14 protein-coding genes and 1 riboswitch are annotated in these 14,196 nt (G+C 40.9%); of the genes, 7 read left to right on the forward strand and 7 right to left on the reverse strand.

Going from position 1 to position 14,196, the window contains the following annotated elements; all coding sequences use genetic code 11:
- The first annotated feature begins 92 nt into the window (after positions 1-92).
- From ACIROD_RS07545 to ACIROD_RS07560, 4 genes are all read left to right on the forward strand, one after another.
- Positions 93-1,193, forward strand: coding sequence for an endospore germination permease (locus tag ACIROD_RS07545; RefSeq protein ID WP_402939182.1), 1,101 nt, complete (start codon positions 93-95; stop codon positions 1,191-1,193).
- Positions 1,168-2,652: a spore germination protein gene (locus tag ACIROD_RS07550; protein WP_402939185.1), complete on the forward strand. Its 1,485-nt coding sequence runs from the start codon at positions 1,168-1,170 to the stop codon at positions 2,650-2,652. The genes ACIROD_RS07545 and ACIROD_RS07550 overlap by 26 nt, the downstream gene beginning before the upstream one ends.
- A 4-nt stretch (positions 2,653-2,656) precedes the next feature.
- A complete protein-coding gene (locus ACIROD_RS07555) occupies positions 2,657-3,802 on the forward strand; it encodes a Ger(x)C family spore germination protein (protein WP_402939188.1) in 1,146 nt (381 codons plus the stop codon).
- Between the two features lie 340 nt (positions 3,803-4,142).
- The gene (locus ACIROD_RS07560) at positions 4,143-4,580 is read left to right on the forward strand and encodes a GNAT family N-acetyltransferase (RefSeq protein ID WP_402939191.1); all 438 of its coding nucleotides are present in this window, start codon (positions 4,143-4,145) and stop codon (positions 4,578-4,580) included.
- Between the two features lie 61 nt (positions 4,581-4,641).
- On the opposite strand, the gene ACIROD_RS07565 is transcribed toward ACIROD_RS07560, so the two are convergent.
- Complete coding sequence (locus tag ACIROD_RS07565) at positions 4,642-4,926, reverse strand: transition state genes transcriptional regulator AbrB (RefSeq protein WP_053536026.1); 285 nt, start codon at positions 4,924-4,926, stop codon at positions 4,642-4,644.
- Positions 4,927-5,412: 486 nt separating this feature from the next.
- Between ACIROD_RS07565 and ACIROD_RS07570 the strand changes: the two genes are divergently transcribed.
- The 3 genes from ACIROD_RS07570 to ACIROD_RS07580 all read left to right on the forward strand — a co-directional run bounded on the left by ACIROD_RS07570 (position 5,413) and on the right by ACIROD_RS07580 (position 7,500).
- Positions 5,413-6,384, forward strand: coding sequence for a DMT family transporter (locus tag ACIROD_RS07570; protein ID WP_101223076.1), 972 nt, complete (start codon positions 5,413-5,415; stop codon positions 6,382-6,384).
- A 287-nt stretch (positions 6,385-6,671) separates the two neighbouring features.
- Positions 6,672-6,772, forward strand: a riboswitch (guanidine-I (ykkC/yxkD leader).
- Positions 6,773-6,844: 72 nt separating this feature from the next.
- Positions 6,845-7,186 (forward strand): DMT family transporter, encoded by a 342-nt coding sequence (locus tag ACIROD_RS07575; RefSeq protein WP_063232562.1) that lies wholly within the window; start codon positions 6,845-6,847, stop codon positions 7,184-7,186.
- Entirely contained in the window at positions 7,186-7,500 is a 315-nt protein-coding gene (locus ACIROD_RS07580) for a DMT family transporter (RefSeq protein WP_034309447.1), read from the forward strand. The genes ACIROD_RS07575 and ACIROD_RS07580 overlap by 1 nt, the downstream gene beginning before the upstream one ends.
- 168 nt (positions 7,501-7,668) lie before the next feature.
- Here the strand turns inward: ACIROD_RS07580 and ACIROD_RS07585 are convergent, their stop codons facing one another.
- The 6 genes from ACIROD_RS07585 to ACIROD_RS07610 all read right to left on the reverse strand — a co-directional run bounded on the left by ACIROD_RS07585 (position 7,669) and on the right by ACIROD_RS07610 (position 14,189).
- Entirely contained in the window at positions 7,669-8,460 is a 792-nt protein-coding gene (locus tag ACIROD_RS07585; RefSeq protein ID WP_402940140.1) for a DUF817 domain-containing protein, read from the reverse strand.
- Positions 8,461-8,518: 58 nt separating this feature from the next.
- Positions 8,519-8,740, reverse strand: a complete 222-nt coding sequence (locus tag ACIROD_RS07590) for a helix-turn-helix domain-containing protein (RefSeq protein WP_101223077.1) — start codon at positions 8,738-8,740, stop codon at positions 8,519-8,521.
- Positions 8,741-8,750: 10 nt separating this feature from the next.
- The gene (locus ACIROD_RS07595) at positions 8,751-9,233 is read right to left on the reverse strand and encodes a DUF2975 domain-containing protein (RefSeq protein WP_402939196.1); all 483 of its coding nucleotides are present in this window, start codon (positions 9,231-9,233) and stop codon (positions 8,751-8,753) included.
- A 207-nt stretch (positions 9,234-9,440) separates the two neighbouring features.
- A complete protein-coding gene (locus ACIROD_RS07600; protein WP_402939199.1) occupies positions 9,441-12,650 on the reverse strand; it encodes a DEAD/DEAH box helicase in 3,210 nt (1,069 codons plus the stop codon).
- 169 nt (positions 12,651-12,819) lie between these two features.
- Positions 12,820-13,053 carry a YczF family membrane protein gene (locus ACIROD_RS07605; RefSeq protein ID WP_098186276.1) on the reverse strand — a complete coding sequence of 78 codons (234 nt, stop codon included), beginning with the start codon at positions 13,051-13,053 and terminating at the stop codon, positions 12,820-12,822.
- On the reverse strand, positions 13,050-14,189 hold the full coding sequence (locus ACIROD_RS07610) for a GerAB/ArcD/ProY family transporter (RefSeq protein ID WP_402939203.1): 1,140 nt from the start codon (positions 14,187-14,189) through the stop codon (positions 13,050-13,052). Before ACIROD_RS07610 ends, ACIROD_RS07605 begins: the two co-directional genes overlap by 4 nt.
- Between the last annotated feature and the right edge of the window lie 7 nt (positions 14,190-14,196).

Genomic DNA, 14,196 nt, shown 5'->3' on the forward strand with positions numbered 1-14,196 from the left:
CGTATACTATTTCCACATTTAGCAACCATAACAAAAGAATGGCATTTGCATTAATACAATCTTTAAACAATGGAAATGGGGAAAGGATCATCTTGAAGAAAATCAGATCGATACAAACTCTTAGCATCTTCTTTTTATCAATCGGCCTTCTAAATCACGTTATCTTGATCCCTTTCCTTCTATCCACCGGCGGAAGGGATTCTTGGTTTTTTTCTATCCTGACTATTGGATTGATACCGGTTTGGGTCTACATATTATCGAGGATAATCAAGAATATGAATAATCAATCCCTTACAAATTGGCTTGAAAATAGATTTGGTAATCCTATTAAAAATATCGTTTTATTCTTTATCGTGATTTATCTGATCAGTCTTGTATTGGCCACCACAAAGGAAACGATTGATTGGATTACGACAAGCTTTCTTTTTGAAACCCCAAGTTTAGCGATTATCATTCCGTTTACACTGCTTTGCATCTTCCTTGCCCATTCAGGTATGCGCTCCATCGCCATTTGCTCTTCTGTATTATTGCCAATAGTCGTCATTCTTGGCATGTTTGTTGCGACCGGAAATATACCGACAAAAGACTATAGCCACCTCCTTCCCCTTTTCGAGAATGGCTATTTTCATGGCGTTAAAGCCATGAAATATTCTGGTTATGGTCTTGCCGAACTGATTTTAATCGCTTTTTTCCAGGAAAAGCTTACTGATAAAATCAGTCGGAAAGTATTGGTTTTCATATGCCTCGGTTTAGTGTTTTTACTTCTAGGACCATTAACAGCTGCAATTGCCGAATTCGGACCGACCTTAGCCGAAGCCATGAGGTACCCTGCATTTGAACAGTGGCGTCTGCTGACTATTGGAAAATATATCGAACATACAGATTTCTTTTCCATTTATCAATGGCTTGCTGGTGCCTATATCCGTGTTTCACTGGCATTATTCTTAATAACGGAAATCTTTAATAGGAAAACTGAAAAAATGAAGGTAGGAATTCTTTTCGCTGTCGGCTTTCTCATGGTCGTCATCTCCATCGTACCATTCAGTAATTTCAAGTTTTTGCATGTGACCCAAACTTTTTATTATCCTGGCGCTTTTTATTTCCTGTTACTTTTGTCCGCCTTTTTGTTTATCGGCACGTTCATTAGATCTAAGGAGGGTAAACGACATGAGAATGAAACGATCCAAAAATGAACCAACCCTGCCTGAATTAAAGGAGGAGACATTTCGGGAGTTATTCAGTTCAAGCTCGGATATCATATTTGACACGATTTATATTGGAGAAACCGAAAGGCCCATTCCTGTCCTTATCTTTTATTGCTCGGGTATGACCGATATCAGTTTACTGAACGAGGGGATTTTGGAAAAGTTAAACAAAATGATGGAATTGGATGAGAGAATCGATGAAGAAGAGGCAATCAACAAGCTAAAACCATTGATAGATTTGACTAAAGTGACAATTGATAGTGAATTCAATAGCGTCCAGCAGCTGATTTTCTCCGGGAATGCCTTATTATTCATTCCATCAAACCAAAAGTTATTTTCAATAAATTTGTCCAATGTTCCGAACAGGCAGCCTGAGGAGTCTTCCTTCGAGGTCTCTGTAAGAGGACCAAGAGATGGATTTGTCGAGGATTTATCCATAAATACCGCTTTAATCAGAAAGCGGCTAAAAACAAAATCGCTCGCCTATGAAGACTTTATTGTCGGCAGGCGCAGTCAAACGAAAGTCGCACTAATGTACATGGATGACATCATTGATAAAGAACTGGTCAAAAATGTGAGGTCCAAGATTAACTCCATTGATATTGATATATTGGTGAGCAGCCAACAATTGGAGGAATTGATCACTAACAGTAAATTTAGTATATTTCCACTCACTCATTATACAAGTCGCCCCGACTTTGGAGTGGAAGCACTCAATCAAGGAAGATTCATTCTAATCGTGGACGGAATGCCAACAATAATCGTGGCTCCTTCTACATTATTATTGCAAATAAAAACAGCAGAAGATTCGAATCTTCCTTATCTATTTGTAAGTCTTGAGCGACTGCTTCGCTTTATGGGGCTTGGCATTACCATTTTATTGCCGGGGTTTTGGATATCCATTTCCGCTTTCAACATTGAACAGGTGCCGTTCCCGTTATTGGCCACCATCACCCTTTCAAGGCTTGGACTTCCCTTATCCGCCACCATGGAATTCATTCTCATGCTCATTTTATTTGAATTATTCCGCGAATCCGGAGTCAGGTTACCTAAAGCGGTTGGGCAGACAGTTGCCGTTGTAGGCGGACTCATTGTCGGTGATGCCGCGATAAGGGCCGGACTGACCTCACAAACCATGCTTGTGGTTACTGCCGTAACCTCTGTCGCATCTTATACTCTTGTAAACCAGTCTTTAACAGGGGCCGTAACGATTCTGCGCATGTTTGTGCTGTTACTAAGCTGTATTTATGGAATCTATGGCACGATAATCGGTTTCCTTTCCATTGTCACTTTACTATCCAGGCTTGATTCATTCGGGATTTCATATATTGGCGGAATGAACCCGCCAATATTCACTAAACTACTGGATTCATTCATAATGAGGCCATGGAATTCCATGAGCAAACGATCCTTGGCAGCTAATGATAAGACCAGAAAGGGGCAGTAAGGCCATGTTCCGCATCTGCAAAATATTATTAACCATCCCTCTATTCCTTTTACTTTCAGGCTGCTGGGATGAAAAAACGATCCAGGATTTTCATTATATAACGGCCATCGGGATAGATTTCAAAGATGGGGAATACATTGTTTATACGCAACTTGTGGACTTCTCTGCGGTAGCTAAAACGGAGGCAAAACCCACTCAAGCCCCGCCCGTATATGTAGGGAAACAAAAAGCGCGTTCCATCTCGATCGCCATTAATAAACTAATGCGCAATACTCAACAGTCTCTCTATATAGGGCATGTTTCCACATTTGTCATCAGTGAAAATGTTTTGAAGCTGCAAAGTACAGAAATAGTGGATTATATATACAGAAACCAGTTACTTAGGTATTCAGCCAATATCTTTGCCACAAAAAGTTCCATGGATGAGCTTTTCTCCATTAATGGATATTTTAATTTATCGCCTTTATACACGACATTATATTTTCCTGAGGATGTCTACAGGAATCGATCATTCATCCAACCCATTACGGTCCAAAGGTATTATTCCAATCAACGGGAAAAAGCATCTACAACCATCCTGCCCTCCATTTCCTGGAACGATAAAGTATGGAAGGAAAAAGATAAAAAAAGAAAAAGCATCTATATGGATGGTGCTTATGTCATTTACTATAAAGTGTCCCAGCCCTGGTTCTCTGAAAAGGATTTGAGCGGTTTACGCTGGCTCAATAAAAGGACCAACAAAACACCCTTAAATATTAACATGAATAAGCAAGACATCTATGCCTCTTTCTCCCATCCGCATTATCAAGTAAAGCCTGTTCTCATGGATGGAAAGTACAAATTCAATATTGACGTTGATGTATCAGGTAAGATACTGGGGCTTGATACACAAATGGATATCGATAAAATAAAACGAAAATTCGAAAGCCAAATAAAAAAAGAAATCCAAACAACCTTCATGACAGGGATTCAAAAGAACGCGGATCCTTTAAGCTTAGGTAAAATCCTTTATATCAAAGAGACAAAATACTGGCAAAAGAATCATATAAATGATCCGAAGGACTACTTAGATAACGATTCACTACATGATATAAACGTTAAAGTTCACATCCTTAATACAGGCGGTTTAGAAGCTAAACCACTCGAGTAATGAAGGATTTGATTTATTATTTTAGGTCCCAATTTGATGATGCTCCTTTCACGAGTAAATCGGCCAAACTCACGAGTATTTGTTCTAATTTCACGAGTAAATTGCCAAAACTCACAAGTAAAAGCTTATAATTCGTGAGTTTGCTGCTGCATTTGACGTATTATCGCTTATAATCCATGAGTTTACAGCCCAACTTGGGTTTAATAGCCCTTTTCATGTAGGATGGTGCCTTTTTAGGCTCCATCCTGATTTTTGGCGCCGGAAAATGTGGTCCTGAATTTGGCGGGAAGTATGATTAAATGGTAAATTTAGAGTATTCTAACAATTGGAGGGTCCATTTATGAGCATACAAAAGACTACATTACTTGAGCTGGAATCACTGACGGAACTTTTTGATTTATACAGGGTGTTTTATGAGCAAACCTCTGATCCTGGTCGCGCAACGGAGTTTTTAAGGGAAAGGCTGACAAATGGGGAGTCTGTGGTTTTTATGGCGTTTGATGAAGGAAATCCAATTGGTTTTGTACAATTGTATCCTTCTTTTTCGTCTGTCAGTATGATGCGGTCATGGGTATTGAATGATTTATTCGTGAAGGAGTCCGCCCGCAAAAAGGGATTTGGCGAGGAGTTATTGAACGCGGCCATCAGTTTTGCACGGGAAACAGGTGCCAAAGGGGTTTCACTGGAGACAGGTAAGGATAATGTTAATGCACAGAAGCTTTATGAAAAAATTGGTTTCGTCCGTGAATCGAATCATTTTTATTATTTCACCCTTTAATATAAAAAAAAGTGTAGGGAAAACCTCCCTACACTTGGATGCTATTAATCTAGCATATTAATTATTTAGCAGTTTCCATGCTGGCTTGAATTTCTTTAATTAGAAGTTCGGCACCTTCAGGGCTAAGTATTAATTTACCGTCAGCAAGTTTCATATTGTCATCGGAAACTTCACCTGTAACCTGACAAGTCATGTTTGGTTTATATTTTTGAAGGATGATGCGCTCTTGTTCTACATAAATCTCCAGAGCGTCTTTCTCATTAATTCCTAATGTTCGGCGCAGTTCAATTGGAATGACTACCCGTCCTAATTCGTCAACTTTACGTACAATACCTGTAGATTTCATTTAATTTACCCCACTAACTTTCTTGCGAATGTTGCATTTATATATTTCGTCACCATTCGACATTATTTGCACTTCTATTAAGATACCACTACCTACCATATTCGTCAATTCTCGTATCTTCATATATTATCTGCCTCTATATGATTTTTATATAAAATATTAGTAATACCTTCATAACACGCGTCATGACAACGTTTCCCGCTTCTTTAGTTGGTATATATTGTTAAAATGAATATTAAAATGGAAACGCCTTCATTTAATTCCAACAAGCATTCTTTTTATGTCATGTCGAATCATGAAGAATGAATTTCACTAGCCTAAAAGAATCCTGTTGATTTTCTTTTGCTTTTGAAGGAAAATTTAAATTGATCGCTTATAATATTCCGAAAATTCATTCCGCTTTTAAAACAGTGGATTCAGAAAGCCGAAACGATTGCCATCCTTCCAGAGTCTTATTGACTCATAAAACAGATTGAGGTGAGTCAATTGCGTCCGATTATATTAGGTATTTGTTCTGCTTTCTTTTTTGCATTTACGTTTGTTTTGAATCAGGCCATGGAGCTGTCTGGCGGAAGTTGGATTTGGAGTGCTTCGCTGCGTTATTTCTTCATGGTGCCATTTCTGTTGTGTATCGTATTGAGCAGAAAAAACCTGCGTCCCCTTTTACAAGTGATGAGAGAAAAGCCAGGTCCTTGGCTGCTTTGGAGTTTTGTCGGATTTGGGTTATTTTATGCTCCTTTATGCTTTGCGTCCGCCTACTCACCTGGCTGGCTGATCGCCGGCACTTGGCAAATCACGATCATTTCGGGTGCGCTGCTTGCGCCGCTGTTTTTTGAAAGTGTCCAAACGAAAGATGGGATCGAAAGGCAAAGAGGAAGGGTTTCTGTGAAAGGCCTCCTCATGTCCATGATCATTCTGCTTGGGATCATCCTGATGCAGCTGGAACATACTAAACACATTTCAATGGCCAATCTTTGGCTGGGAGTGATTCCAATCGTCATCGCTTCGTTTGCATATCCTTTGGGAAATCGCAAAATGATGGAAGTATCCGAAGGTCGTTTAGATGCTTACCAGCGTGTATTGGGAATGACTTTGGCGAGTTTGCCATTCTGGTTCCTGCTTTCATTGTACGGTTTCTTTACAGTAGGGGCACCGACGAAGATGCAGAGTTTCCAATCCCTTTTGGTCGCACTATTTTCAGGTGTCATTGCCACAGTCCTTTTTTTCAAGGCGACCGATTTGGTAAGTGGAAATATGCAGAAATTAGCTTCAGTCGAAGCTACACAATCGATGGAGGTCCTTTTTGCCCTCGCCGGCGAATTACTATTCCTATCTTTACCTATCCCTTCTCCGTTATCGTGGTTCGGTATCTTTATCGTCATCATAGGAATGATCCTGCATAGCTATGTTTCACATAAAAAAGAAGGTTCATCCCGGAAACGGACAGTGAGTGCCTAAATAGCAAGTCAAAAAAGCCCCGGATAAGATTTCGGGGCTTTTTTGACCTTAAAAACAGAAACTGACTACGTTCTTTTTTTCCATTGACAGGTCATGATAAATTGATGATTTTTTAAAGTGGCAAACAGCTCACCTTCCATTTTTATCATTAAACTTTTCAGTCATCTCTGCTGCAAACGTTACGGGGCATTTGCTGATATTAGACCAAATTGGGCATGGCCTTGGCAAAAAAATCTTTATCTTGAGTAAGTTCAAAAAGTATGTATAATGAAAGGTAATTGCATATGTCAAAGGTTTTCTAGGGTTCCGCAGTGCGTCTTATTGCTGGTCTGGTCCGAGAGAAAACTCACAGCATGCTGTGTCACGGAAGGATAAAAGCCTGGGAGAAACTGTTTAACAGTTATCTCTTGGGCTTTTTTTGTTTTTTTTGGTAAAGAATAAAATCGGAGGTGCGGTATTCATGAGCACAAACTGGATTAAAGTATTCATTGCAGCTTTTTTTGAAGTATTTTGGGTGATTGGCTTAAAACATGCAGATGACTTTTGGACTTGGTCTGGAACGGTCATTTCGATCATCATCAGTTTTTACTTGATGATAATGGCTGGCAGGAAGCTTCCTGTCGGTACGGTATATGCCGTTTTTGTTGGTATGGGGACAGCCGGTACCGTTTTTTCAGAAATCATTTTCTTTGGAGAATCCTTCAAGCTGAGCAAAACGCTATTGATCCTCCTTTTATTATCAGGGGTGATTGGCTTGAAGCTAGTGACTGATGATAAGGCAGAGAAAGGGGATGAATCATAATGGCTTGGGTCTCTTTAATCTTAGCGGGGCTATTTGAAATGTTTGGGGTTGCGATGATAAATAAATTGCACAAAGACCGTAATTGGCAATCCTTGCTGCTGTTGTTCATCGGATTTGGAGCAAGTTTCCTTTTTCTTGCTTATGCCATGAAAACCTTGCCGATGGGGACTGCTTATGCTATCTGGACAGGAATCGGCGCATCAGGCGGAGCGATAATCGGGATGCTATTATATGGGGAATCCAAAGATTGGCGAAGAGTCGTTTTTATAGCCATGGTCCTTGGCGCAGCAGTGGGATTAAAACTTGTTTCATAAGAATGAGTGAAGGTGATTTTCTTTTGTCTATAGAAATTCGGAATATGACACCGCATTACCATTATGTTATCTGGTATATAAAAGCATAGAAAAACAAAGACGACACAATTTTGATATATCGAATTAATGTGTCGTCCTTACTTATTTAGTTTCTTGTGTGAAGCCATTTTATAAAAAATGATTAGCATCCATCTTAGTGGAATCTTTCCCTTTAACCTGCTTTAGCGTCGCTACTATAAGAAAGCTAACAATTACTAATAAGAGCCATGAGCTTACCTTTCCTAGATGAACAAGACTCCATGCATCGGTTTGGTTTGGATATTCCCATGCCCCAAAGAACGTTGCGATATTTTCGGCTATCCATATAAAAAATCCGATGAGCACAAAAGAAAGCGCGATTGGCATACGATATAGAGTTCCACCAACCTCGTATGTGACCCATGACCGCCAAAAGACGATGATGACAAGTCCAGATAACCACCAACGAACATCAATCCAATAATGGTGGGTGAAAAAATTCAAATAAATCGCAGCTGCAAGAGATACAACGACCAAAAACGGCGGCCACTTGACAAGTTCAACCTTTAACCTCCTCCACGCCTGGCAAAGATAACTCGCTACACTTGCGTACATGAATCCGCTATACAGAGGCACTCCAAAGATCTTAAAAATACCTTCCTCTGGATAAGTCCAGGAGCCCATATGTACCTTGAAAAGTTCAAGAGCAAGTCCAATAAGGTGGAACAATGTGATAACCTTTAGTTCATCCCGTGTTTCAAGCCCGGAACGCAGCATCCACCACTGCATCAGAAGGCAGATGATGAGCAGCCAGTCATACCGCGGCAGGAAGGGAAGCGGAATGAATTTTGTAATAGCCAAAGAAGCACAAATAGCTGCAGGAAACAAACATGACAGGGCCTGCTCCCAGCCAAACCGAACGAGTTGTTTTAGTGCTCGCATGATTGGTGTTTCCTCTTTTTTAATGGTTAAAAAATTCATGTTTTACTCCCCTTTACCATTATCCTTGGGTGTCTTCATCATTACGGTATTCTAAAATATCTCCGGGCTGACATTCTAACGCCTTGCAAATCGCCTCTAAAGTTGATAATCGAATCGCTTTTGCCTTGCCGTTTTTCAATATGGAAAGGTTAGCCATCGTTATTCCAACCCTCTCAGAAAGTTCTGTAACACTCATTTTCCTTTTAGCCAGCATTACATCAATATTGATTATAATTGCCATTTTATTCACCTCAGACTATTAAGTCATTTTCTGATTTTATATCGATGGCCTCTTGCAAAAGCCTTTGAAGAACAGCAGCAAAGACTGCAATCACCATTGAAGCAAAAATGATGACCAATCCGATTACTATGATGCCTGGGGCGTCGTCCATCTCCGCAATGAGATAAAAGAGCGGCATTCCTACCACATACAAGCAGCTGATTGTGATTGCACAATTTTTTATTGTCTTTAAAGCTCTTACAGATAATTCCGAGAAAGCTTTGTTCTTGTCAATATAGCTTAAAAGTTTAAAGGCTTGATATAGAGCGAAGTAAAAAGGTATCGCCGAAGCATACAAATCGATTAAAACGAGATATTTCAAATAAGGCATATCCGGATATAATTCTGCTGCAAAATTCGCAATCTCAGGCACCACAAAGATGCACAAAGCAAGAATCGGCATTCCAATAAGAATAACGGCTATCTTCAAAAAGATCGTTGACACTTGTTTCATAAAAAGCACCTCATTTATTTTTTATCAATTTGAATTTAACACAATTTTTATCGTTTTACAATAAAACATTGTTGTTTTTTATTATATTATTATCGTTACCGTAATATCCTTTTCTTTTAAAAATAAAAGAAGCACTCCTCATTTACAAAGGAATGCTCCATAACTGAACTATTCGATTCATTAATAAGATTACCTTCAGCTGTTCCCTTATATCATCAAGATTTCCCTGATATCCTCTTCTGTAAGTGCAGACGACGATTTGTCTCCAGGGTCGATGATTTCTTCAATAAGGTGTCTCTTTTTCTCTTGAAGTTCATTCATTTTTTCTTCGATTGTGCCACGGGCAATAAGTTTGATGACTTGAACAGCATTCTTCTGTCCCATTCGATGGGCACGGTCCGCGGCTTGTTCTTCAACTGCCGGATTCCACCAAAGGTCATATAGAATGACTGTATCGGCACCTGTCAAGTTGAGACCCGTACCTCCCGCTTTCAATGAAATGAGGAATATATCCCGCTCTCCTGCATTAAATCGATTGCAAATTTCCACACGTTCCTTTGATGGGGTTTGTCCATCCAGGTAGAAAAAAGGTTGTCCCTTCATGGCCAAATCCCTGCCGATAATTTGAAGCATTTTTGTAAATTGCGAGAAAATCAGCACCCGTCTTCCAGAATGCTTCGATTCTTCGATAATTTGCATCAGTTGCTCATATTTAGCTGAACTGCCTTTATATCCGTCCACAAACAACGCGGGGTGACAGCATATTTGCCTAAGCCGGGTCAAGCCAGCGAGGATCCTGATCCGATTTTTCCGGAGGGTGTCCTTATCCAGGTGTTTCAGCGTATCATGCCGCAGCTTCGCCAGATAGGCCCCGTACAGTTTCTTCTGATCAGGAAGCAGTTCCATCGATTCCAGCGACTCGATTTTTTCCGGAAGTTCACCCAGCACGTCCTCTTTCATTCTCCGCAGCAAAAATGGGCGGATCCTGCGGGAAATCTGCTTCCTTGAGAGATTGCTATACTCCTTTAACCCCATGAATAGTTCAGGGAATACGACGTGGAAAAGGGACCAGAGCTCTTCTAGTGAATTCTCGATAGGCGTACCAGTCAACGCGAAGCGATGTGCCGCTTTTATCTTCTTGGCCGCTCGTGCCGTTTGTGTCACCGGGTTCTTAAAGGCCTGTGCCTCATCGAAAAACACCGTATGGAAGTCCTCTTTTTCAAACGACTTGATGTCTTTCCGAAGCAATGGATAAGAGGTGATCACTACATCCACGTCCTTCATTTCTTTAAGCAGCTTCGACCTTTCCGCCTTGTCTCCATCCACGACGACGGCTTGTATATCAGGAGCGAATTTAGTGAATTCACTAAGCCAATTGTAGGTCAATGATGATGGGCAGACAATAAGCGCCGGAACCCTTTTCTTACGGATGTCAGGTAGCTCGGATAAAATGAACGTGATGCTTTGCAGTGTTTTTCCCAAACCCATATCATCAGCAAGAATCCCGCCAAAACCGTATTGTGCAAGGATTTTCATCCATTTGTAGCCGTTTTTTTGATACTCGCGCAAAATCGGGTCCAGACTATTTGGCACCTTGAACTCCAAGGCGCCCGGATTCCTGATGTTATCCAAAAACTGCCGGAATGATTCTTCCATCGTGAATGTCTGGCTGTCTTGAACGGAGTCAAGGAGCTGGAGCCCTTTTATGATTGGCATGTTCAGTGTGCTTTCCAGGTCTTCATCCTGTACGGGCAGTGCATTCAGAAAACGATTGATTTCCTCGTATTCCCTTGTTTCAAGGGAAAGCAGCGATCCATTCCTTAAACGATAGTATTTCCTTTTTTCTTCAAGCGCTGCTAATACCTCACGTATTTGTTTATCTGGGATATTATCCATTTCAAATTTGAATTCGAGCCAATTAGTACGCTCTTTTTTAATTTTCACCCTAATGCGCGGTGCAGCATTTCCACGGGAAATTCGGTTTCTTACAGCGGTCGTGGCATAGACTTGTACCAGCTTCTGGAGTTTAGGAACGATGTGGTACAAGAACTCATACTCCAACTCTTCGTTATGCAAGAAATAGCCGCCGTCCGTCTTGGCAAACTGGCTATCCTCCATCAGCTTTATTATCTCCGCCTCTTTCTCAACATCCCTTATGACCTTGGATTCCTGTTTTTCCAAAGGGTTGATCACGATATTTTCATAATGGAATTCCAGCCCGGCAAGCAGCCTGTTTTTCACTCGATCCAAGTATAGCTTTGCAACCAGCGGTGTCTTCAAAAACAATTCGGTGATGGATCTTGCTATATGGACTTCACCAAGTCTTCTCAAACCTGGTACCACTTTGTCCAGGAATAATTCCAGCTGGTCATGATGGATTGGAATTTGATTCATCCCCGAATCCTCCATCATTTGCTTCAACTCTGAAAGGCGTTGGAAATCCCCATCTTCAAGCTGAACCAATTTCCCCTCAAATAGGACCAATGTGTATGCATTCATGACGATCATCTCGTGCAGCCTTTTAATATTCAGGTGATAACCTTTGACCTCGCTTTCGGTAAAGTCAAACTGTAAAGGAAGCGGTCCGTTTGTTACACGAAAGCCATTGAATGTAAGGCCGCCATAGGCAAGCTTCACCATTGGCGCCTCTTCAAGGATGGGGACAAGCCTTCGGAAAGAAGATGGAGGCAAAAGTAATAAGTGATCGTCCAATGTATATTCAGATATATCCGTCAGGGCGTCCACGTAGACTTTTTCATCCGATATCACTGTAATGAGCTCCTGAAGCACGGAATCATTTTCATTTTGAAAACAATGCAGCACCGGGTCATATATAAATGAAGGGGACACTTGGGCAGGCTTTCCTTCTTTAACTCGCTTCAGGAAATCCCGGACATTCGACACATTGAGAGAACCGATTTTCATTTCCAGTCCTAACATATATTGGTCCATGCCCATCCATACTGGTTTACACGTAAATTCCGCTTCAAGCATCTTTCTTTTTTCAAAATGGCGCTGATGACCGCTTTTGCGTACAGGCTGATTATTGAAAAGGGTCAGCAAGCCCTCTGACAACTTCTCATGGGCTGTAGCATCAGAACCGGCTGCATGCAGGCCTTCAGGAATCGTTCCATCTCGCTGATGGTCGTATACCGACAGCAGGACAGCTGCAATATGCTGGCAATCCCTAGGGAAGGAAGCTAGCACAGGACAGCTGCATTTCGTCTGAAATCCGCCGACTGCATCCACTTCAATCGTGACATGGAAGTCTTCCTTGCCTCTAACCGATGCTTCACAGCCATCATGACGATAGCTTTCAAATGTCACTTTATTGGCACGATGAAAAGCTTCCCCTCTTTTGAAGGAGACGGCCCCGCACATGTCTTTTATGATTTTTTGATTTAATTTGATATCCAAATTGCCGTCCTCCTCCCGGGGGTTTTTTGTTGAGTGATTTTACATTCCGCTGAAAATATCTCATTTTATCATCATACTATGAAATGGGTTTACAGGGTGGAAAAAAGCAAAAAGACAAACTCCCCTATTCGGAGTTCATCTCAATTTTTCAGCAACGGGAATTGCAACTTCATTGTTGTCCTTTGACCTGGTTCTTTTTCTTTTTTTTTCGATAAAAGAAGCTGAATACAAGGAATGCAAGAAGAATGTAAAAAAGGATAAGTTCAGCGGGGTCCTTCACCAAAAATGGGTTAAAGGCATGCTTGATTGAATTATCCAGATCAAATCCCAATAGAATATCCATACCTAAAGATATGACCACTAAAGGGGTCAGAAGCAAAAGCGTAATACCGAAGAATTTCATTTTTGATCAACTCCGCCTTGGAACTTATTTTGTTGCTGGCCTTTCCTTTTTTTCCGATTCTTAAAAAAGGCAATGATCAAGAGAACTAACGGGATGATCACCTGAAATGGCAGATGGATGTAATTTGGTACGACATCTAGCCCTTCATAGATATGTTCCGTATAGCTGCTTGACATAATGATCGAAATCAATAAAATGACGATGCCAACAGGGTATGCAAGTCTGGAGGGCTGTTTAACATTGAAAACATTCGCCGTACCCGTTACCGCTACATAAGTTAATACACTTATCTTGATGAACCCGCCAATCAACAACAAAAACAAGAAGTACACATCGAGACGTTCAAGAAAGCCAGCGACCTCTATGGACTGTATGAGGGTAAGAAGAGGGTATTGCGAACGTGTCGTAAGGTCCACACCAAGTACAGCAACATTCACAGCCATTATTACCGCGAGAAAAATACCGCTTGTCGCCAAGCTCCCTATCCCAATTTTTTTCAGTCGCTGAGGTTCGTTCAAATAAGGAAAAATCATTAAAAACACTATGATCTCGCCAAATGGAAAAAATACGGTTTTAGTGAAGCCCATTTTCACCATCTCTGTCCCGCCCATTTCAAAAATGGGTTTTAAGTTGTTTAAATGGATCATGCCTGAAGCAATAATCAGAAGCATGAAGGTCATTAAAAGTAAATTCTCCAAGACAAAGAATAGTTCCCCCGTCCTCGCCAATACTTCTATCCCTTTACGGACCGTATACACCACGACTAAAATGAATGCTGCGTTCGCAACAAATAACGGAATATGAGGATAGGCAAAAGTAAGGAGTGTATCTCCGAAATCCCTCAGACACCTTGCAGCAAGATAGATCAAATAAAGGATGTATAGAAAAGCTACGATCCTGCCTAGAAAATTCCCCAATATATGTTTTACAAACTCTGTTAACAGCTGCTCAGGGTAGTATTGAAAAAGGCCATAATAAACGAAAAATAATAAAAATCCGCCTGTCATCGCAATAAGGATGACTAGCCAAGCAGCCTGCTTGGCTTCACCGGCAAGCGGAACCAAAAGTGCACTGCCCATTTCAAACATGAAAATAAGGACGAACAGCTGGTAACCGCTGATTTTTGCCTTTTCCATGAGAATG

It is taken from the genome of Peribacillus sp. NPDC101481 (assembly GCF_044767165.1).
In the GTDB taxonomy this organism is placed as follows: domain Bacteria; phylum Bacillota; class Bacilli; order Bacillales; family DSM-1321; genus Peribacillus.